Origin of the sequence: Zobellia sp. 1_MG-2023 (genome assembly GCF_030549125.1) — a bacterium.
Classification (GTDB): Bacteria; Bacteroidota; Bacteroidia; order Flavobacteriales; family Flavobacteriaceae; genus Zobellia; species Zobellia russellii.
This window is the reverse complement of sequence record NZ_JAUOSY010000003.1, coordinates 156497-178252: the sequence shown is the minus strand read 5'-3', so window position 1 is coordinate 178252 and position 21756 is coordinate 156497. Positions and strand designations below refer to the sequence as shown.

Annotated in this window: 18 protein-coding genes; 12 read left to right on the top strand and 6 right to left on the bottom strand. The window is 38.6% G+C overall.

The genetic code is table 11. The features are described 5' to 3' along the window. Positions 1–109: 109 nt before the first annotated feature. The 4 genes from Q4597_RS08155 to Q4597_RS08140 all read left to right on the top strand — a co-directional run bounded on the left by Q4597_RS08155 (position 110) and on the right by Q4597_RS08140 (position 7823). Entirely contained in the window at positions 110–3310 is a 3201-nt protein-coding gene (locus tag Q4597_RS08155; protein WP_303405749.1) for a TonB-dependent receptor, read from the top strand. A 20-nt stretch (positions 3311–3330) separates the two neighbouring features. Further along, positions 3331–5082, top strand: coding sequence for a RagB/SusD family nutrient uptake outer membrane protein (locus tag Q4597_RS08150; protein WP_303405748.1), 1752 nt, complete (start codon positions 3331–3333; stop codon positions 5080–5082). A 248-nt stretch (positions 5083–5330) separates the two neighbouring features. After that, entirely contained in the window at positions 5331–6635 is a 1305-nt protein-coding gene (locus Q4597_RS08145; protein WP_215439272.1) for an MFS transporter, read from the top strand. 27 nt (positions 6636–6662) lie between these two features. After that, the gene (locus tag Q4597_RS08140; protein ID WP_215439274.1) at positions 6663–7823 is read left to right on the top strand and encodes a mandelate racemase/muconate lactonizing enzyme family protein; all 1161 of its coding nucleotides are present in this window, start codon (positions 6663–6665) and stop codon (positions 7821–7823) included. A gap of 8 nt (positions 7824–7831) precedes the next feature. Here the strand turns inward: Q4597_RS08140 and Q4597_RS08135 are convergent, their stop codons facing one another. The 5 genes from Q4597_RS08135 to Q4597_RS08115 all read right to left on the bottom strand — a co-directional run bounded on the left by Q4597_RS08135 (position 7832) and on the right by Q4597_RS08115 (position 11496). Continuing rightward, a complete protein-coding gene (locus Q4597_RS08135) occupies positions 7832–8044 on the bottom strand; it encodes a hypothetical protein (protein WP_289040074.1) in 213 nt (70 codons plus the stop codon). A gap of 110 nt (positions 8045–8154) precedes the next feature. Beyond that, positions 8155–9858, bottom strand: a complete 1704-nt coding sequence (locus Q4597_RS08130) for an NAD(P)/FAD-dependent oxidoreductase (RefSeq protein ID WP_303405747.1) — start codon at positions 9856–9858, stop codon at positions 8155–8157. Between the two features lie 106 nt (positions 9859–9964). Beyond that, positions 9965–10651 carry an SGNH/GDSL hydrolase family protein gene (locus Q4597_RS08125; RefSeq protein ID WP_303405746.1) on the bottom strand — a complete coding sequence of 229 codons (687 nt, stop codon included), beginning with the start codon at positions 10649–10651 and terminating at the stop codon, positions 9965–9967. A gap of 13 nt (positions 10652–10664) precedes the next feature. Beyond that, a complete protein-coding gene (locus Q4597_RS08120) occupies positions 10665–11138 on the bottom strand; it encodes a hypothetical protein (protein WP_303405745.1) in 474 nt (157 codons plus the stop codon). A gap of 73 nt (positions 11139–11211) precedes the next feature. After that, complete coding sequence (locus tag Q4597_RS08115) at positions 11212–11496, bottom strand: hypothetical protein (RefSeq protein WP_303405744.1); 285 nt, start codon at positions 11494–11496, stop codon at positions 11212–11214. 147 nt (positions 11497–11643) lie between these two features. Here Q4597_RS08115 and Q4597_RS08110 point away from each other — a divergent pair, with 147 nt between their 5' ends. From Q4597_RS08110 to Q4597_RS08075, 8 genes are all read left to right on the top strand, one after another. Beyond that, positions 11644–12783: a Gfo/Idh/MocA family protein gene (locus Q4597_RS08110; RefSeq protein WP_303405743.1), complete on the top strand. Its 1140-nt coding sequence runs from the start codon at positions 11644–11646 to the stop codon at positions 12781–12783. Positions 12784–13052: 269 nt separating this feature from the next. Beyond that, entirely contained in the window at positions 13053–14588 is a 1536-nt protein-coding gene (locus Q4597_RS08105) for a hypothetical protein (RefSeq protein ID WP_303405742.1), read from the top strand. Between the two features lie 87 nt (positions 14589–14675). After that, positions 14676–16523, top strand: coding sequence for a cytochrome-c peroxidase (locus tag Q4597_RS08100; protein WP_303405740.1), 1848 nt, complete (start codon positions 14676–14678; stop codon positions 16521–16523). 112 nt (positions 16524–16635) lie between these two features. Further along, positions 16636–17751 carry a fasciclin domain-containing protein gene (locus tag Q4597_RS08095; protein ID WP_303405739.1) on the top strand — a complete coding sequence of 372 codons (1116 nt, stop codon included), beginning with the start codon at positions 16636–16638 and terminating at the stop codon, positions 17749–17751. A 220-nt stretch (positions 17752–17971) separates the two neighbouring features. Next, a complete protein-coding gene (locus Q4597_RS08090; protein ID WP_303405737.1) occupies positions 17972–18835 on the top strand; it encodes an AraC family transcriptional regulator in 864 nt (287 codons plus the stop codon). Between the two features lie 97 nt (positions 18836–18932). Continuing rightward, positions 18933–19382, top strand: coding sequence for a MoaF-related domain-containing protein (locus Q4597_RS08085; protein WP_303405735.1), 450 nt, complete (start codon positions 18933–18935; stop codon positions 19380–19382). Positions 19383–19512: 130 nt separating this feature from the next. Continuing rightward, complete coding sequence (locus tag Q4597_RS08080) at positions 19513–19710, top strand: hypothetical protein (RefSeq protein ID WP_215439299.1); 198 nt, start codon at positions 19513–19515, stop codon at positions 19708–19710. 21 nt (positions 19711–19731) lie between these two features. Further along, positions 19732–20580, top strand: a complete 849-nt coding sequence (locus Q4597_RS08075; protein ID WP_303405733.1) for an SDR family oxidoreductase — start codon at positions 19732–19734, stop codon at positions 20578–20580. A gap of 26 nt (positions 20581–20606) precedes the next feature. On the opposite strand, the gene Q4597_RS08070 is transcribed toward Q4597_RS08075, so the two are convergent. Next, positions 20607–21701: an aldose epimerase family protein gene (locus Q4597_RS08070; RefSeq protein ID WP_303405732.1), complete on the bottom strand. Its 1095-nt coding sequence runs from the start codon at positions 21699–21701 to the stop codon at positions 20607–20609. Positions 21702–21756: the final 55 nt, after the last annotated feature.

The following is a 21756-nucleotide window of genomic DNA, read 5'->3' as shown; positions in this document are numbered from 1 at the left end:
TAATTATTGATTCCTCATTAGAAGATAGTTTTGAAAGTGAAAATCCTAAATTTTCAGAGCATCTTCTGTTGTTTAATCAAAATACTAACTAACAAAAACAGACATTATTATGAAAGAATGTTTATTTAAACAACTAACAAAACGCAAGCATTGGTTGCTGTTTGGGCTTATGTTGACTTGTGTCTCTATGGGATACGCACAAGATTCCAACGTAAGTGGAACCATAACCGATGAACTTAATCAACCCATGTTCGGTGCCAATGTTTTAGTAAAAGGCACCACCAATGGTGTTGTAACGGATTTTGACGGTAATTTTACGTTAGCCGCAAAGTCTGGGGATGTCCTGGTTATTTCTTACACAGGGTATACCACAAAAGAAGTTACTGCCGAAACCGGCGTTAGCATCAATGTACAACTACAACCTGACTCACAATTGTTGGACGAGGTTGTTGTTATTGGTTATGGGTCAAGAAAAAAGGCCGATGTAACAGGTGCTGTAAGTACCGTAAAAACGGCTTACATAGAGCAACAAGCTTCTGCCGATGCAACAAGGGCACTTCAAGGTAGTGCAGCTGGTGTAACGGTAAATGCTTCGGCTAGACCAGGGCAGAATGCTCAGGTAAGGATTCGTGGTTTAGGTACTATTAATGGTAACGGTCCTTTGTATGTTGTTGACGGGGTTTTTGGCGCAACGCCACCACCAACTAGCCAGATTCAATCTATGCAAGTTCTTAAGGATGCTTCCTCAACTGCTATTTACGGTTCAAGAGGTGCAAACGGTGTAATTCTTATAACCACGGTCTCTGGTAGAAAAGCGCAACCGGCAAAAGTAGATGTAAGCTTAAGAAGCGGTATGGGTACATCAACAGCAGGTTATGAATTTGTTACTGACCCCAACTTAATAGGTCAGCAGATTTGGTTGGAGCAGACTAATGACGGTATTACTCCTAATCACGCTCATTTTCGTTTTGACCCGAATAATATAAGAGCTACACAGGTAAATGATTACTTATTTCCAAACGGAGCTTCAATAGGAGACCCTTCTACGAACCCGGCTTTGTACCAAGAAAGAACATATCCCATTACCTTGACCAACAAAGCAGGTACAAACTGGATGGAAGAACTTTACCAACCCGCATTAATACAGGATTTTGTAGTTTCCGTTTCGGGTGGCTCAGAAAAAACAACATATGCCTTTAGTGCAAACTACTTTAAGGAAGATGGTGTTTTACGTGATAACTCTTTTAACCGTTACGCAATTCGTTCCAACGTAGATTCTGAAATAAAGGATTGGTTGAAAATAGGTGAACGTTTGGGGGTTACCCTTAGTGAGTCTAAAGGTAATACCGTTGGTTTTAACAGTATAATTGAAACAAGCCCATTAATTCCTGTGAGAGATGTTGCTGGAAATTTTGCAGGAGGTGTTGTTGGCGGTGGATTAAATGATGGTCCTAACCCAGTTGGAAATAATTTTAGACAACGAAAAGATAAACGTACAACGTTGAACGTTACAGGTAATGTTTTTGTTGAAGTAAAACCAGTTAAGAACCTAACGTTTAAAACGCTTTTAGGATATAACATGAATTGGTTCGCTAATCATGACCCACGTTTTGCTGATCCAGAAAACACCAATGGTACCACAGGTCATACACTTACAGAAACAAGGAGTAATGATTTAACTTGGAACTTTACCAACACGCTTAGCTATTCAAAAACATTTAACGATAAGCACAACTTAGATGTGTTGTTAGGAACGGAATCTACCCGTTTTAATTATGATCAAATTAGTGCCGGGAGAGAAAGTTTTATTTCTACGGATGATGATTTCTTTTTGTTGAGTTCCGGTTCGGAAAATCAAACAAACGGTTCTCAAGCCGCTGCATGGGCACTGAATTCATATTTCGCAAGACTGTACTATTCTTATGATGATAAATACATGGTTGAAGCTACGGTAAGACGTGATGGATCATCTAGATTTGGTGCCAATAATAGATGGGGTAATTTCCCCGCAATATCCGGTGGTTGGGTTGTGTCAAGAGAAAACTTCTTGGCAGATAGCAGCTGGTTAAATTACTTAAAACTTAGAGCAGGTTGGGGACAATCAGGTAACGATCAAATAGGAAATTACAATGGTTTTAGCACCTTCGGTTCTGATTTGGGAAGCTCTTTTTACGGCCTTGGTGGTTCGGATAATACTATTAAACAAGGTTTCCAGTCTACCGCAATCGGTAATCCTGATGCAAAATGGGAAACTACAACCTCAACAAACTTCGCTGTTGATGCAACTTTGTTCAGTCATGTAAACCTTACCGTAGACTTATGGAGAAAGGATACGCAAGACATGTTGTTCCCAATAGCTATTCCTGCAGTAGAAGGTTTTGCTACGGCGCCAAGTGTAAATATTGGAGACATGGAAAACAAAGGTGTTGATATTGAACTAAGTTATAATGGAGGTGGCTCTGAAGAAGGAGACTTTAAATATAATGTGGGTGTAATTTTCTCTACCTACAAGAACACCGTTAAAAAACTTAGTGGTAATGAAAATGAATTTATTACAGGTAGAAGTCAAAGAGCTCAGACCTATTCAAGAGTAGAGCAAGGAAGAGCATTTCCGGAATTTTATGGCTATATTGTAGATGGTATTTTCCAGACTCAAGCAGAAGCAGATGCCCATCCAGAAAATGGTACTTACAATCAACCGGGTAATCTTAAGATTAGGGATTTCGATGGTAGTGGTGACATTACTCCTGATGATAGAACCTTTATAGGAAATCCAAATCCGGATTTCACCGCAGGTCTTAACTTGGGAATGGAGTACAAAGGTTTTGATTTTAGAGCAAGCTTATATACTAGTCAAGGTAATGACGCTATTAACTACTATAACCGTTTTACCAGATACGGATTGTTTCAAGGACCGAAAAGTGCAGACCGTTTATATAGATCTTGGGGTAGCCCATATTTAGATAACAATGCAGATGCAGTGTTGCCAAAAGCTTCTTCTCAGACTAGTTTTGAGCAGAATACACATTCAGATTTAGTTGAAGATGCATCTTATATACGCTTGCAGAATGCACAGATAGGGTTTAATGTGCCGCAACGCATATTGGACAAGACAAGCCTTACTAAAATGAGAATCTATGTTATGGGAACAAATTTGTTCACTATAACGGATTACTCTGGTCTTGATCCGGAAATAGCTTTGTATAATGATCCTGATTCTAACTTCTCTAGTGATATAGATAGAGGTTTGGATTTGGGTACTTGGCCTTCCCCAAGACAGATCATTTTTGGTCTTAACATCTCATTATAAAACATAAAATTGCAAAAAAAATGAAAAATAATATAGTTATAAAAACGGGATTGCTCGCTATGGTCACGGCCCTTTCATGGTCGTGCGGAGAGGAGTTTCTTGAAGAAAAACCAAAAGGAGCTGTAAGTGAGGAAATATTAACCAACGCAGATGGTGTAGACCTTTTGCTCGTTGGAGCTTATTCTAGGATAGATGGGTATTCTGCTGGTGAAGCAGGCGGTCAGGGAGAGGCATCTGCAACCAACTGGGTTTGGGGAGATGTGCCATCTGATGATATGCACCGTGGCGATCAAACTGGGGGCTGGGATCCAATTAACCTTATTGAAAGATATGAGACCGATGCGGCCAACCAATGGATAGAAGGTTTATGGGCGGCAAATTATGATGCCATTGCCAGAGCTAATGATGCTATTCGTGTTCTTAAAAAAGCGGGAGAGAATGTAGATCCTGCAGATGCCATACAATTAGAGGCGGAAGCACGTTGGTTGCGCGCATGGTTCCATTTTCAACTGCGTAATAAAATTGAGAAGATTCCATATATAACGGACGATGTTGTTGCAAGTGAAGTGACCAATAACGAGGAAGTATGGGATAAGATTGAAGCCGATATTAAGTGGGGAATAGATAATGGTATGGCCGAAGATGTTGAAATAGGACGAGCCTCTCGTTGGGCCGCCAAAGCGCTTTTGGCACGTGTTCATATGTTTCAACAAGAGTTTGCCGAAGCAAAACCTTATTTGGATGATATTATTGATAACGGTCCTTTTGAATTAATGGATCATTACTACGATAATTTTGACGAGGAAAAGCAAAATAATGCAGAGAGTATTTTTGAAGTTCAGTACACGGTAAATGATGGTGCAGGTGATGCCAATAGTGGCGCGGACCACAGAACTTTGTTTCCTAGAGGTAGTGATGTTGGGTCATGTTGTTCGTATAGTGCACCAAGTTTTGATTTGTTCAACGCATTTAAAACAGATGCGGACGGTCTACCGTTGTTAGATAATTTTCAAGATGACCTTTTATTGGAAGATTACGGACTGTTGGATACTGAACCTTTTACACCCACTGATGTTTCTTTAGATCCAAGAGTAGATTGGACCATTGGTAGGCGTGGTATTCCTTTCTTGGATTGGGGACCAATGTCCGGTAGTGATTGGATGTTGGATCAAGCAGGGATGGGACCTTTCTTAAACAAGAAAATTATGTTCTATAAGAGAAACAAAGGGGTTATATCCATTTCTAGTCCAATTTGGTCAAATGGTCTTAACGGGAATAACTGGCGTTTGTTTAGACTGAGTCATATCATTTTGTGGAGAGCGGAAGTAGCTATGGAAGAAAATGACCTTGGTAGGGCAAGAGACTTGGTAAATGAGATACGTGAACGTGCTCAAGACGATTTAGTAATGGGTAAAGTAAACAATACAACTTTTGAAAGTGATGCTGAATTGGATATTGATGAAGATCAACCTGCGGCCAATTACAATCTTGGTCTGTACCCTTCATTTCCAAATCAAGAGTATGCTAGAAAAGCTATATATCATGAAATGCGTCTAGAATTTGCTTTGGAAGGAATGCGTTTCCAAGACTTGGTAAGATGGGGAATAGATGATGTTACCATCAATAAATACCTAGACTCTGAGTTAAGTAATGAAAAATTACCATGGTTACAAGGTTCTACTTACACTGCAGGACAAGATGATCACTGGCCTGTACCACAAACCCAGATAGATTTACAGCCTGGTGTATTAACGCAAGACCCAGCTTATTAATAAGGGTAAAAATAAACTAGTTGAGTTAGTTGTTTGAAAACGGTGGCAGACTTTTAGGTCTGCTGCCGTTTCTTTTTTCTAACTAAATTCTTGTAATTGAATTTATTTTAAACAGAAATATTTTATTCCAAGAAATATTAATTGTTATCTTGAAACTTTTTTTGATTGGGGTGCAAAATTATCCTGTTATAGTTTTTGAAAGGCTAATTTTTAATCGCTCGTATTTCTAAATAATTGAACCAAAATTCATGATTGACTTAAACCAAAAGGAGAATTCTTCACGAAAACGTTACAATATACTGGCCATGATTTTTATTACGGTGGTCATAAATTATCTAGATCGAAGTAATATTTCGGTTGCCGCTTTTGCCATGAAAGAAGACATGGGGCTTAGCAATGTGCAAATGGGGTATGTTTTTTCGGCTTTTGGCTGGACTTATGCTTGTCTTCAGATTCCAGGTGGTATTGTTGCGGATAAACTCCCTACACGAATCTTATACTCTGCAATAATGGCTTTATGGTCCGTTGCAACACTTATACAGGGTATGGTAAGCTCTTTTGCGGCATTACTAGGCTTGCGTGCCAGTATAGGCGTATTTGAAGCGCCTTCCTACCCAATCAATAATTTAGTGGTTACCAGATGGTTTCCTGAAAATGAAAGGGCATCTGCTATTGCCGTTTACACATCGGGTCAATTCTTGGGGCTTGCTTTCCTAACACCCGTTCTTGTGGCTATCCAGAATTATTTTGGTTGGAGAGGACTCTTTATTATTTCTGGTATTATAGGCCTAGTATGGGCGGCAATATGGTATTTTTTCTACAGAAACCCACAAGACCATAAATCCATAAGCCAGAAAGAGTTGGAATATATTGAAAAAGGTGGCGGACTGATTGGTAAGAACGATGTAAAAAAAGAAGAAAAGAAAAAATTTGATTGGCACGATTTTAAACAGGCTTTTATCTACAGAAAGTTGTGGGGGCTATATATTGGTCAATTTTGTTTAGGAGCCACCACCATATTTTTTCTAACCTGGTTTCCAACATACTTGGTAGAATTTAGAGGATTGGATTTCCTGAAATCAGGATTTTTGGCGTCAATTCCATTTTTGGCGGCCTTTTTTGGAGTACTTCTTTCAGGATTTTCTTCTGATTTTATGATTAAAAAAGGGTATTCCGTTGAAATTTCAAGAAAGACTCCCATCATTATTGGTATGTTGCTTTCTACTTGTATAATAGGGGCCAATTATACAGAGAGCACATTTTTTGTCATATTATTTTTGGCCATTGCATTTTTTGGAAATGGTCTGGCCAGCATTGCATGGGTCTTTATTTCACTTATGGCTCCAAAGAAACTCATAGGGCTTACCGGTGGTGCTTTTAATTTTATAGGCGGATTAGCAGGAATAGTTGTTCCCATTGTTATTGGGTATTTGGTAGAGGATGGAGACTTTAGCCCGGCACTATTCTTTATTGGTGGTATTGCATTGCTTGGTTTTATATCTTACACCTTTATTGTTGGTAAGGTTGAGCGTATCGTACCAAAATCAAAATAAACTCAAACACTAATAAATAAAAATTTTATGAAAATATCAGCTATTAAAACTTTTCCTATCAACGTAGGTTTTGGGAGCCAGTTGGTCGTTAAGGTCGAAACCGATTCAGGAATCTACGGTTGGGGCGCTTCGGGACTTTCCGGAAGGGAATTGGCAGTTATAGGTGCAATAGAACATTTTAAGGGTTTCCTGATAGGTAAGGATGCACGCAATATTGGTGCACTTTGGCAAGAAATGTACAGAGGGCAATATTTTGAAGGCGGAAGGGTGCTTACAGCAGCTATTTCAGCTATAGATATTGCACTGTACGATATAAAGGGAAAAGCTTTGGGCGTACCCGTATACGAGCTCTTGGGAGGGAAACATCGCGACCATGTAGACTGTTTTGCTTCAGTTCGTTTTAGAACACGCGAAGAGCTTTTTGAGTATTCTAAAATATGTATAAAAGAGGGTTGGAACATGTTGCGTTTGGCTCCTGCAGAATTTGAAGCAGAAGGCGATAAGGAACTTTTTGAACCACGAGAATCTATTGCTGTTATAGCGGAATGGCTTACGGACTTAAGAAGAGAAGTCGGCTCTGCAGTAACCATTGGTATAGATTACCATACGCGTCTTACTCCTGCGCAGACCTATTCATTTATAAAACGTATGCCACCGGGAACGTTGGATTATATTGAAGAACCTATTCGCGATGAAAATCCGGAAGCCTATGAGAATCTTAGGAAAATGGTTGATATACCTTTTACGATAGGAGAGGAATTTTCAAGTAAATGGCAGTTTTTACCATTTTTAGAACGAAACTTAACTCAATATGCGCGTATTGATATTTGTAATGTAGGTGGAATTACCGAGGCGATGAAAGTAGCGAGTTTAGCGGAAGCACATTACATTGATTTGATGCCCCATAACCCATTAGGGCCTATATGTACAGCTGCTACCATTCACATGGCGGCCGCTAGCCCTAACTTTGGTTGGTTAGAAGAAATGAATACACCTGCACAATATATGGGTACGGATGCTCCGGAATTTTATCCGGTACGTCCTATTTTGGATGGACCAACTTATCCTGTATTGGATACACCGGGATTGGGAGTGGAGTTTAATGAGGAATTAGCTTTGGAAAAAGGTTTTAAACCTATTGAAATTCCAAGATTACGTCGCAAAGATGGTTCGTTTACCAACTGGTAACGTATTTTTTATTCAACGAATTCCATTAAGCCAAAACGGTTGGCTTGATGTACATTCTTGGAAATATCATAAATAGGGAAAATGGTTGAAGTAGACCGCCTGTTTCCCTTGGCATCATTACGGTCTTGCCTAATAGCAAGAAAAGCCCATCTATTACCGGGTTTAATCGTAACAACTTCACCAAGCTCACCAAAATTTGAATAGGGGATGGCCATTTCCATGGTCCATCCCTTATCTATATCAGAATTATCGTTTATAGTACCGTTATTATTTTTCTAAACTATTATATTGTTTCATGGGACGAAGCTAAGAAGTACTAGGAAAAAGTACCTTATGTATTAATTTCTTCGCTTTTGCTTTTGGCCCGAGCAGTTTTGACCGCTATTTTTTTCAACATCCACTCAGGGTAATCTGTGGAATCTTCAGCATCGTAGATTCTAATATGTTGGTCTTCCTGTGGTTTTTTAAGTTCATCCGGATCACATTCCAGAATTTGGGCTGCGGTATCTACACCTGAATGGGAAACTCCTGCCACGCCATGAGAAAGAATACTGGCCCCACACAAATAGAGGTTCTTAATTTCGCTTTTTGCTTTATAGGCAAACGGACCAATATGCTTTAAACTTTTTTCAGTACCATAGATATTACCGTCCGTGGTGTTTACGTAGAACTTATTGGTCAAAGGCGTACCTAAGTCTTTCTGGATAATATGCTTGCTAATTCCCGGAATGGCTTTTTCCAGACCGTTTATCATTTTCTGCATCAATAGTTCCTTAAAATCCAAGTATTCTTGGGAGCGCTCCTGGTTTTCGTTCTTAAACATCTCAAAGGCCTTGTAATCAACTAGGGTGATAGCCTCAATACTATGGTGTTTTCCGTCAAAGCTAGATGGGTCTTTTAAAGTAGTACAACTAATGAACATTCCTTCAAAAGCATCTCCTTTTGAAATGTCCGATGCTAACATACTATCGTAAAAATCATCCGTGTCCTTATTGGGCATCATCCAGATGTTTCCGGAATCCAATCCTGCCTTGCGCAAATCCATATCAACGATCAAGAACAGCATTAAAGAAGTGCTTGAGTATTTGGTATTAGCGAGCTTCTTTTGAAATTTAGCACTTAAATTTTCTTTTCCCACTAAATCATTATACGTTATGCCCACATCGGCATTGGATACGATGGTATTGGCATAAAGCTGTTGTCCATTTTCCAGAACAACCCCAACTGCTTTTTTTTGTTGATTTCCTTCCAATACTATTTTCGTAACCGCCGTACTGGTACGAAGTTCACCACCGTGTTTTTTTAACGTATTGGTCATTGCTTTAATTAAGGCCCCACCACCGCCCATGGGGTAATACCCACCTTGAAAGTAATGGTACATTAAAGCACTATGCAGTACAAAGGGAACTTTTTTGGGTTGCACGCCGTGATCACCACATTGTATATTCAATATGTTTTTTAAAAGCGGATTTTTTATATGCCAACCTATAACTTTCCTTACGCTGAACATTCCATATTTGCCAAAATGTTTGGTTTTGAACGGTATGGTTAGTTTTTGCCAAAACCCCTTAAAGTAGGGGAGGGAATACAATTCTTCACTTACTTTTCGGGTAAGGTGAAGGTATTTGTGAATTTGCTTTTTTTCTTCGGGAAACCTTGATGATAACCGTTCGATAAGTAAATCAAGATTAGCGGGAAAATCAAAACGTTCTTTGCCTATTCGTACATGTTCATAAGCATCAGGGTTCATTCTAAAAAAGACCAAATCGTTGGCAATACCTAAACCTCGGTATAGGTCATTGGTTGCTTCGCCCTCGGCCATCAGGCCCACATAATGTACTCCAGGTGTAAATCTATGTCCGTTTAGGTAAAAGCTGTGGCACCAGCCTCCAGGTACGTCGTGTTGCTCCAATACTATGACTTTCTTACCTGCCCTGGCTAAGCAAATAGCTGTGGCCAAACCACCTGCTCCAGACCCAATTATTATAGAATCATATGTATTGGATGAATCGGAATTTTGTACTGTTTCTTGCATTTGCAGGTTTAAAGTGTAGGATTCAAAAATAGAATCACGACCGAAGATATGTATAAACAGCTATTTTTTTGTGTTCAGCACATGTTCCGCAGCAAATAAGTTTATTTTAATTATTCAAAGCTTGGGCAATAGCTTCTTCTACTAATGGTTCCATGACTTTGTAACCTTCAACCGTTGGATGAACGCCGTCCTTGGCATATTTCTTTGGTAAACCATTTCTTTCGTCCGCTAATGCAGAAAAATAGTCCAAATAAATATGGCCTTTTTTCTCGGCGAATGCCTTGATCATTTTATTCAGCTCAACTATTTTTTGAGCCGGTTCCATGCCGGGCTTCCACGGGTAGTCAAAAGCGGGAAGCGTAGAGGAAAGTACTACTTTTATGTTGTTGGCCGCGGCTATATCTGCCATAGATTTTATGTTGTTCATAATCATTTCTAAAGTAGATGGCCCTGTATTGCCTGCAATATCGTTAGTGCCGGCCAGAAGAACCATGACCTTAGGTTCAAGGTCTACCACATCTTGTCTAAAACGAACAAGCATTTGTGGTGTGGTCTGGCCACTAATACCTCTGTTAACATATGGTTTGTTGGCAAAAAACTCTGGACGTGAATTTATCCATCCTATGGTTATGGAATTTCCCATAAAAACAACTCTGTTTTCATTGGCGGCCGGTTTGGCCAGTTTTGAATTGGCGTCTTGAAATTGACTTAAATTTGGCCAATCCTGTCCTTTTATTCCATTGATTATTCCTAGTCCCATTAATAAAGCGAGTAACGTTGGTTTTAGTTTCATTGTGTTTGTTGAGTTATCTGTTTGGTGGATTGTTGAATTCCTTTTTGTCCTCTAGTGTAAGCGGAACTTCTTCTAGGAACTTTCTTTGGGAAGGTTTTTGCATGAAGAGGTAGACCACTAAAAATATAGCAATGACCAAGAATAGAGCATTACCGTTAAACCCGTAAGCAATTATGGCCAAAAAAGCAGGACCTTCTATAAGAGCGTATTTTACAATGGTAGCCGCTTGATATTTTTGCATTTTTAAAAGAAGACTATCCGTTTTTTTTATGGCTTGCAATTGTTTTTTGAATATAAACTGACTCATGAAATAACCAAATGCACCTACAATGGGTATGACATAGATAAAGATGTCATTGGGGTCTGCATTGGCTATAAAAGTACCGTTGTTTAGGTATTTAAATGTCCCAAAGGCGATAATGCCACCAACCAGTGCCAAATGAATTATAGATAACGTTTTGAAATATGAGGAAGGTTTGGCAGACATTAAATTTCTAAGTTAAGAAAGGCTTATAAAGGTAGCCTTTCAACCGGAAATATAAAAATTAATTGAGCAAGGGCTATATAAAAAAAGCCCAATAGATATAGAATAGAATTATAAAGGTCAGGACTATTGATAAAACGTAAATCATGGTTTCAATGCGCAAGTTGTTTTTATGCTGCATTCTAATATTTTGTTTCAATATTGCCCATTCTCGGGCACTTAGTTTTTTAAATTCAACTTCCGTTTTACTCGTTCCATTTTGACAAAGCTCCTTTAAGTCCTTAAAATTACGCTTCTTTAAAAGTGACCTGTTGGTTCTTAAACTCGTAATTGCATGTGCCATAAAACCTTCACCTGCCATATGTTATTTTTATGTATAGGTAGTTAATTCTTTCAAGATGTTACGGGTATTGGAAAGAATTTATTTTCTATTTTGAATTTGAGATGCTTCACTTTAGAAACCAATATTATCTGTATTTTAGGAGGGGAAATTTAAAAGGGACATAAAATGAAAAAAATATCAAGAAGAAGTTTTAATTCTAAACTATCAAAAGGTATCGCGGGAACAGCTGTTTTGAGCAGTGTTGGATTAGGTTATGGTTTTTCTTCGGGAAAGGAAAAGAAAAAACTGGGTATAGCTTTAGTAGGCTTGGGCAGTTACAGTAGCGGACAATTAGCTCCAGGGTTACAGGATGCCGAGAATTGTTATCTAGCAGGAATCGTGACCGGAACTCCGGAAAAGGAAAAGGTGTGGATGGAGAAGTACGGCATACCTAAAAAGAATGTGTACAACTATGATAATTTTGATTCTATTTCCAAGAATAAGGATATTGATATAGTCTATGTAGTGTTACCCAACAGTATGCACGCGGAGTTCTGTATTCGTGCAGCAAAGGCAGGAAAGCATGTTATTTGTGAAAAACCAATGGCCATAAGCGTAAAGGAATGTGATGCTATTATTGATGCGTGCAATGAGGCTGGAGTAAAATTATCTGTTGGTTACCGTATGCAATCTGACCCTTATACCAACGAAATTAAACGACTGGTAAAGCAAAAACCTTTTGGTAGCGTACGCTACGTTTCTTCCGATGCGGGATATATTTCTAGGGGAAATCCTGACCAATGGCGATTGAACCATGCGCTTTCCGGTGGTGGGGCATTAATGAATATGGGTGTGTACAGCATACAGAGTAACATATACGGTACGGGTCAAAACCCAATATCCGTTGCTGCACAGGAGTTTAGTTCTAGACCGGAGTACTTTAAGGATACGGATGAGAGCATTACCGCACAGATGGAATTCCCTGATGGAGTTGTAGGTAACCTATTTACTTCACATAATGCCAATGCCAATAGGCTTTTTGTGTCTTTTGAAAAAGGTTGGGCAGAACTTAATCCTTGCCATAATTATGGGCCGCTGAGCGGACGCACATCAGACGGAAAGGAAATAAAATTCCCGCACCAGAGTCAGCAAAAAGTTCAGATGGACGATTTTGCAAAACACATTATGTTGGGGACTACAAATTATGCACCTGGTGAAATGGGCAAACGAGATATGATTATTGTAGAAGCCATTTACAAATCAATTAAAGAAGGAGGAAAAAAGGTTCCTTTGGATTTAGGTGATATGGGTATCGTTCGCGGGTAGGTTATTTCAAAACTTAATAATGATAACTGGGATGGTGTAAAAGCCATCCTTTTTTTTATTTTATAATTCCATGTGGCATATTATAAATCCGTTTTTCATGCCAAAATCTACCTGCTATTTAGAATTAAAATAAATGGTAACGTTAAGCTAACGATTTAACACAAACTTGAACTTTAGTTTAAAGTATGACCACGGTCAGTTAACAATATTTGGGGTTTGGTAGGATATTTTTGTTCAAAATTATTGTAACAAATAACCAAAAGAACAAAATGAAAACAGTATCTAAAATGGTATTACTGGCAGGTTTGGTAGCAACCACTTCCTGTGAAAAATTAGAAAACTTTGTTGGTCACGGTGGCCAGGAAGAAGAAGGAACAATGTTTGAAAACAAATCTGAGTTGGATCCTTTAGTAGCGATCAATTCAAACTTCAACTTTGTTAAGGCGTATTCTTTAATTAGCTCAACAGATGTTCTTGAAGATGGTTTCCAATTGGTAGGAGCTCAAGATGGTGCAGGTTTCTTAAAGGATGGTGATGGTTATATGTACGTCGTAAACGCAGAAGACAATTATGCGGTTAGTCGTATTCGCTTAGATAAAAACCTTAACCCGGTTAGTGGAGATTGGTTGTTGAATTCTGGTGTTGCAGATTTTGCCCGTCAATGTTCAGGTACTATGTGGGAAGCAGATATTCACGGTGGAGCAAGAGATATGTTCCTCTCTGCCTCTGAAAGCTTTCACTATGATGTTAAAGGTATAGATCCTCATGTTGCCGTTCCAACACCAACTGCAGATTTTGGTTTGGATGCTTTGGGTGAGTTTTCATGGGAAAATGCTGTGCCATTGCCTAGAGATACCTACAAAGGTAAAACAGTTATTATAGGAGGTGATGATGATTCTTCAGGTTCAGAAGGTCAGGTTACACTTTACTATTCTGAAAATGGCGATGCCGATTTCAACAATGGTAAAATCTATGTTTTGAAATTCAAGGAAGTAGCTTCTGGTTCTACCGATAAAGATGGAAACCCAATTGCCCCAATGGCTGTTGAAGAAGGTGTAATCTACAATGAAGGTCAGTTGGCATTTGGCGAAACTTACGAAGTTGAGTTCGTTGAAATCGAAAACGGAGCGGATATGACCAAAAACGAAATGGAAGATGCTTGTGTTGCCGTAGGTGCCTCAGCTTTCATGCGTGTAGAGGATGTAGATTACCAAAAAGGTTCTGTAGACAATGCAAGAAACGTATTTTTTGCTGTAACGGGTAGAGGTCCTGGTAGAGGTACTTATAACGATTGGGGTACTGCTTACAAGTTGGAGTTGGACGAAGATTCTCCTCTAACAGGTAAATTAACTCAAATCGTAAGTGGTAATACAGACACGAACAACATGGACGGAAATATCTCAAGACTTCAGAGTCCTGATAACATTACCGTTACTGAAAACTTCGTATACCTTCAAGAAGATCCTAACTCTTTTGATAGAGGTCATGCAGCTGCAATCTACCAAACAGATTTGAACGGTAAGAATTCTAAAGTTGTATTGGAATTGGTAGTTAGAAATGACCTTGATCCATCTGGAAGCACAGGTTTCAGTGGTGAGTTTGGTGCATTGGTAGATATCTCTGACAAGGTTGGTGTTGATGACACTTTCTTGTTGAACCTTCAGCCACACTACTGGCAAAATGATGATTTCAAGAGCAAAGATGGTCACGACTTAGAGTCTGATAACCCTGATGCTATCGCTTCTGGTGCTAGAGAAGATAACCAAGGAGGACAAATAGTTATCCTAAGAGGATTACCTAGATAAGACCTTAATTTTTTAAGGACAAAGACCTCCATATTTCAATGGGGGTCTTTCCCTATTTTATAATTTTAGTTTCAACCTGTTCATATCATGAGTAGATTTTTATTTTTTCTTTTAACGCTATCCCTTTTTCTTTCTTGTAAGGACAAAACCCAAGAACTGGCAGCTGTACATCCAATAGATACGGTAGATTGGAGCAGTGCCCAGAAGTTTTATCAAAAAAATATGACCGAGGCCGTTGAGTTGATCGATGCCTTGAGCAAGATGGATGCAGAATCGCAAGAAGCAAAGGAAACCTTCATAAAGCTGCGTGTTGCATTTAAAAAAGCGGAACCTTACGCTTCTTATCTTAATCCAGAAGTAGGCCACCGTGCCAATGGTCCGGCCTTGCCTGTTTTTGCAGAAGATACAGAACGTATATTGAACCCTATCGGACTTCAGAAAATAGAGGAGTCAATTTATGAGGGCGGGGAAGTGCCCGCGGTTTTTAAAAGAGAAACAAACCTTACCAAAGGCTTATTGGTTAATTTACTCCAAAACGTATCTGAGCGAGAGTTGAATGCGGAGCGTTTTTTTATTGCAACTCACCAGCAGCTTTTACGCATTATTAGTTTAGGTATATCTGGTTTTGATACACCGGTAAGCGGTTTGGGACTTTCGGAAAGTGAGGTCTCGTTGCGAGGGTTGGAAGAGGTGTATGATCATACATTGCGTGATATCATACAGGTGAAAAACAGTGATTTGGATACTAAATTTCATCAAAATATAGCAAAAGCGGCCAATTTTCTTCAAAAAAACAACGATTTCAACACTTTTGACCGTTACACATTTATACGGGATTATATGAATCCTATTACGAGAAATTGGGTTAGCATAAGAAAGGAAAGCGGACTCTGGAGCGGCGTAGATAATAAGCCTTTTAATTTTGATGCGCCTACTTTTTTTGAAAAGGATGCTTTTAACCTAACCTATTTTACGCCACCTATAAATAGAAATCCGTCCGAAAAACAAATTGCTTTGGGCGAAAAACTGTTTTTTGACCCTAATTTGTCGCAAACGGGTAAAATGGCCTGTGTAACTTGTCACATGCCGGAAAAAGCCTATACGGATGGTATACCGGTGAATACGGGTAACAATGGAAGCCCTTTACAGCGTAATGCACCTACATTAATAAATGTTGCGTTTCAAAAAAGCTTCTTTTGGGATGGCCGTGCAGAGAATATTTTGGATCAAATTTCATCCGTATTCAATAATGAACAGGAATTTAATACAGGTGTGCATGAATTCTCTACGGATATATTAAAGGATACTACTTATCACGTTTTATTTGAGGAGGCTTTTGGAAGAATTTCAAATAGGAACACAGACATCATTAAAGCTATTTCATCTTATATATCTACTTTAAACGGATTTGATTCTAAGTTCGATAAGAATATAAGAGCCGAAGAAGATTCGTTTACTTCCCAAGAAAAATTGGGTATGAATCTTTTTATGGGTAAGGCGTTATGTGCTACATGTCACTTCATGCCGCTAACAAATGGAACAGTGCCACCGTTTTACGCAGAGACCGAAAAAGAGGTCATAGGAGTTCCGGAAACGGCCGAAAACAAAATTTTGGATGACGACCTTGGCTTTTACTGGCGTTATAACAAACCGGAGCATTTAGGAATGTTCAAAACTCCTACCGTACGTAATTCGGAATTTACGGCACCCTACATGCACAATGGGGTGTACAATACGTTGGAAGAGGTTATGGATTTCTACAACAAAGGCGGTGGTGGCGGAATGGGCTTTGATTTGGAACACCAGACCTTACCTTTTGATGAATTGGAACTCACCCAAGAAGAACAAAAGGCTATTATAGCATTCTTAAAGACCATGTCCGATACAAACGTAGATGATGAAAAAACGGCTCAATTGGTGGTTACCGCTCCCTAATCCAATTTTTTACAGTTAGATTTAAAGTTTAGCTAACCTAGAATTAAACTAAGGCTAGGCTATGAATTTTAATAAAGAACTAATTTGTCGCCCAGATAAAACCGTTATGAAAATGATACGCACAACCCGCTTTATTAAAAATTTATGCATGCTCTTTTTGGGGGTGTCCATGGCTATAGGATGTTCCAAAGGAAGTGATATTTCAGATGATATAGAGAACGAGATTGGAAAAGAAGAGGACAAGACCGAAGAACCGGTAACCGAAACTCCAGAAGAGGGGACACCGGAGGAAACCTTGTTGAATGCCGCGGAATTTATTAAATCCGTAGATAGTTTAAGCATCTCTGCCAATGCGTTGGATACTATAGATGATTCGTTAGTAAACATGCTTTCCGATGAAAGCGAAAAGATTACATTTTTTGTACCTAGCAATGAAGCGTTTACAGGATTTTTAGCTTCTTTAAAAGAGTATACGGATGTTTTGGATTTTGATGAGGATTTGGAAAAGGAAATCCTTTCGCAAGTATTAAAATACCACGCCATTATTGGAGGAGCTAATTTTTCTACTGAACTTTCCAATGGTTCCATTTTAGAGACCCTACAATCCGAAGAAATTAAAATTACGGTAGATGGTGATGTGTATATCATAGATACTACGGAGATAGATGCTAGAATAACTGCAGCGGATATTGAGGTGGCCAACGGTGTTCTTCATATCATAGATAAGGTTCTTATACCCGAATCCGTTTTGGCAGATTTATTCCCAAAAAGTACCTTGATTAATTTAGTGAACCAGACCGAGGAATTATCCTTGTTTGCAGAAGGTATTGCAGAAGCTGGTTTAGAAGATATATTCAACACGGGCGAGTATACGGTTTTTGCACCTACCAATGCCGCTATAGAACAGTTGTTCAAAACTTTGGGAGATGATTATAATTCATTTTCGGATTTCACCAATATTTTGGAGAAACAAGCGCTTAAAGAAATTATTTTAGGTCATGCCGTAAAAGAGGTAATTGCTCGTAATGACTTAAAAGTAGGCACATTGGCCACTTTAATTGAAGATGACTCAGTAGATGTTGTAGAAGGAGCCGCAGGTTTGGCGCTTCAAGATGCTTCTGAGTTTAAAGCTAATTTTGTTGAATTTGATATTGAAGCTTCTAACGGGGTTATCCATACTATAGATAAGATTCTTATCCCTCAAAAAGCACTTTTGCTTATTAATTAAGCAAAGTTTCCCAAGATTCTTTTGAAATTTTTAAACCGCCCTATTCAGATGTTATGCATTGGAATAGGGCGGTTTTATTTTGATTTTTTGTTTGGTAAAGTTAATAGACAGATTCAATGATTAGTCGGTAATACCTTTCTATGATGCTATGGTCCTTCTTTATTCGTAATTTTCCTATCTTCAATTTAGAATCGTTATTACAGCAGAAAAAAGAATACGGGTGATTGATATTCCCAACATAGCATTTGAAGGAGAGGAACATATCAAGGATTTCGACGTACTGACGATATCCGACTTATCAGCAAAAATAGATAGAGGTTTAGACCATGACCCTAAAAAGCCCCATCGTATCCACTTCTTTGCTTTGCTCGTCATTACCGAGGGGGAGGGGTATCATGAAATTGACCTGCAAAGGTACCAGGTAAAAGTAGGTTCAGTATTGAAAATAGCAAAAGGGCAAGTGCAAGCCTTTCAGCAAAAAATTGGCTATAAAGGTTTCCTCGTCATTTTTACAGAAGATTTTATTCTTAGATTTTTTTCAAAACCATCAATTGAGTTCATTTCCCATTTATACAATTACCATATTTCTGACCCCTTGGTCCAAAACAGTGGTTTAAATGATTCTTTTGTCCATCAATTACGGGAAGAATTACAGGTAGAATACAGTTATGGACAGCAGAATATTCTAGCCAAAATACTGGAACTGTACCTGTTAAAGTTAGAACGCATTTCTGGGGCTAAGCGAATCTCCAATCAGGATAGAGATTACTATCCGTTGTTTCTTCAATTCAAAAACCTTGTAGAAAAAGACTTTGCCACAACTAGAAACGTGAAGGATTATGCTTCTAAGATGCGTATCTCTACCAAGCATTTAGGGAAACTAGTGCATATTTTTACATTGAACACCCCTAAACATTTCATTGATCAGTATGTAGTTCTGGAGGTAAAACGTGCCATACTAAGTACGGATAAAAGCCTAAAGGAAATAGCCTATGACATGGGTTTTGACGAGGTAACCAACTTCACCAAATTCTTTAAAAAACACACAGAGGTAACTCCAAAACGGTTTAAAGCAGACTTGTAGACCTTTAATCTCATATTTACCATTCTTTTTCAACGATTTACCTACTCTAGAGATGGGCATTTTGCCAATTTTGTACTGAACTTTTAAATCAAAGAAAATGAATTCAAAATTAGTAATCTGTATAGGTCTGGTCCTGTTTAGTGTTGGATCTAGTTTTGGTCAATACAAGACCCCCGAAGAAAGTAAATATCAATTTGGAGAGCCAGAGTATTTTTTGGATGGTTATTCCTTTAATTTTCAATATCAAAACGGTACCGCTATTCATATGGAATTTGATGAAGGAAAAGCCAAGTATGAATGGGTTACAGGGCCATCAAAAGGTAATGGAAACAAGAATATTTCCTATAAATCCCTTAAAATGGGAGACGAATTATATATGGTAAGTTGGCATGAAACGGGTTTAAAGGATTATTTGACCCTTGTTTTTGATTTTAAAACAATGACTGTCCACAACTCTATCATAATCGGTTATCAGAATAAACCAGAAAGAAAACTTAGAACAGTTTCTCAGAGTGGTATTATAGATCACCTGAAAATAAAGGAATAGGGGTATTCTTTTAGTTCATCATGGTGCCATGATTTTTAAGATGGATTCCCATATATACCATTTTTGTGCAGGGATTCACCTTTAACAGTGATTCGTGTTTTATAAACTTTGCACAACAAAATATTGTATTATGAGTCAAGTAGCAACATGCCCCACATGTGGGAGCAAATCTAAAGTAAAGGAAAAGGAAGGCGTTGTTAGCTATCAAGCAGTTCAAGACGAAGAGGCCTTTAAAAAAATAGGTCAGATGAAAAAGGCCATGGAAAAATTCAAGAAAAAAGCAGAAGAGCTAGAACAGGAGCTTGAAGCTTTAAAATTAAAAATGTAATCTACTTAAGAACATACAGTTATGAAAATTGCAGTTACTTCAGCCAGCGGTCAATTGGGTTCTTCAATTGTAAAGCACCTTATTGATGCGATAGGAAAAGATAATGTTATAGGTATAGCTAGAACTCCTGAAAAGGCAGAATCTCTTGGGGTTGAAATTAGAAAGGGAGATTATAACAATCGTGAGGATTTTGATGTTGCTTTAAAAGGTGTAAATGCGGTTCTGTTAGTTTCTGGTATGGACGACCCAAAGAAAAGAATACAGCAGCATAGGAATGTTATTGATGCGGCCAAGGCAAACGGTGTTAGAAAAATAGTATACACCAGTATCGTTGGAGAGGAGAAAGCGTCTGCATTTAGCGCTGTGGTAGAAAGCAACAGACAGACCGAAAAGGATGTGAAGGATTCGGGAATGCAGTGGGTCATTGGAAGAAACGGAATTTATATAGAACCGGATTTGGAATATATAGATACATATATAAGTGAAGGTGAAATCCAAAATTCTGCGGATACCGGAAAATGTGGTTATACCAGTAGGGAAGAATTGGGGTATGCCTATGCGCAAATGCTTTTAAAGGCAAATCATAATGGTCATATTTACAATCTGGTGGGTGAACCTATTACACAAAAACAACTGGCAAATTACATAAATGGTGCTTATGGTACGGATTTAAAATATACTTCTGTACCCGTTGAAACTTATGAGAAGGAACGTAAAGAAGCACTAGGGGAGTTTATAGGCACAATAATAGGCGGCATTTATCAAAGTATGAGAAATGGAGCTTATGATGTACCATCCGATTATGAAAAAGCTGCGGGAAGGCCACATAAATCACCTAAAGAAATGATAGCCTGCTTTAAGAATGGTTAAAGGGAATGGATAGTAATATCCTCCCTTTATTTTTCAATCCCGAAATCGTAAATTATAGTTTCCATATATTTTTCTCCAGGTTTTAATAGGGTAGAGGGAAAATTAGGATGATTCATGGCATCGGGGAAATCTTGGGTCTCTAAGCAGAGTGCCATGTGAGGGGTATAAGCGATATTATACTTTCCTGTAATATTATCAAGGCCGTTACTGGCGTAGACCGTTATTCCCGGCTGTGTGGTAAATACTTCTAGTTTTCTGCCGGATTTGGGTTCTATAACTTCAGCGGCCTTTGTCATTTTATCACCCTTTTTGTTCAGTGCGTAACAATGGTGATACCCGTTAAGGGGTATATCATGAACTTTATCACCTACTCGTGTAAAGTTAGAAAGGTCCCAAGCCGTACCTTTTAAAAGGGGCAATCTTCCTGTAGGGGTAATGTCTTCATCAAATTCGGTATACCTGTCCGCATCTACCATAACCCTATGGTCATAGATTAAGTCCTTGGCACCATTCAAGTTGAAATAACTGTGGTTGGTCATACTTACATGCGTGTCCTTATCGGTTTTGGCTTCAAAGGTGATATAAATTGAATTGTTCTTCGTCAGAAGGTAAGTGGCATAAACATCAAGATTACCAGGAAAACCAAAAGAACCATCTGGAGATAAATAATGAAACTGTAAACCATCGCCTTTTTCGTTGGAGACAACCTTGGTGTCCCAAACGGCATCCCTAAATTCATTTCCGCCGTGAATAGCAGTGCCTTCTTCGTTTGCAGCAAGTTTATAAACGGAATCATTCATGATAAACTGTGCATTTTTTATTCTATTGGCATACCTACCCACGGTTGTACCAAAACTAGGGTGGTCTTGCAGGTAATCATCCAAATTATCAAAGCCCAAAACTACATCGTCTAGTTCTCCGTTTTTATCCGGTACAAAAAGCGAAGTAATGATGCAGCCCATATTCATAATCTGCATTTTCATGCCCGTAGCATTGGTAATGGTATAAAGAGAAACCTCCTTACCTTTTACAGTTCCCCAATGTTCTTTTTCTATGGACTGTGCCTTTACGGTAAAGTTGATTAACATTAAAAAGGCCGCTATGAATAGTGTCTTTTTCAAAATTTAAAATTTAAAAATCGCATCAAATTACGAAAAACAAAAAGGGGCATAAAGT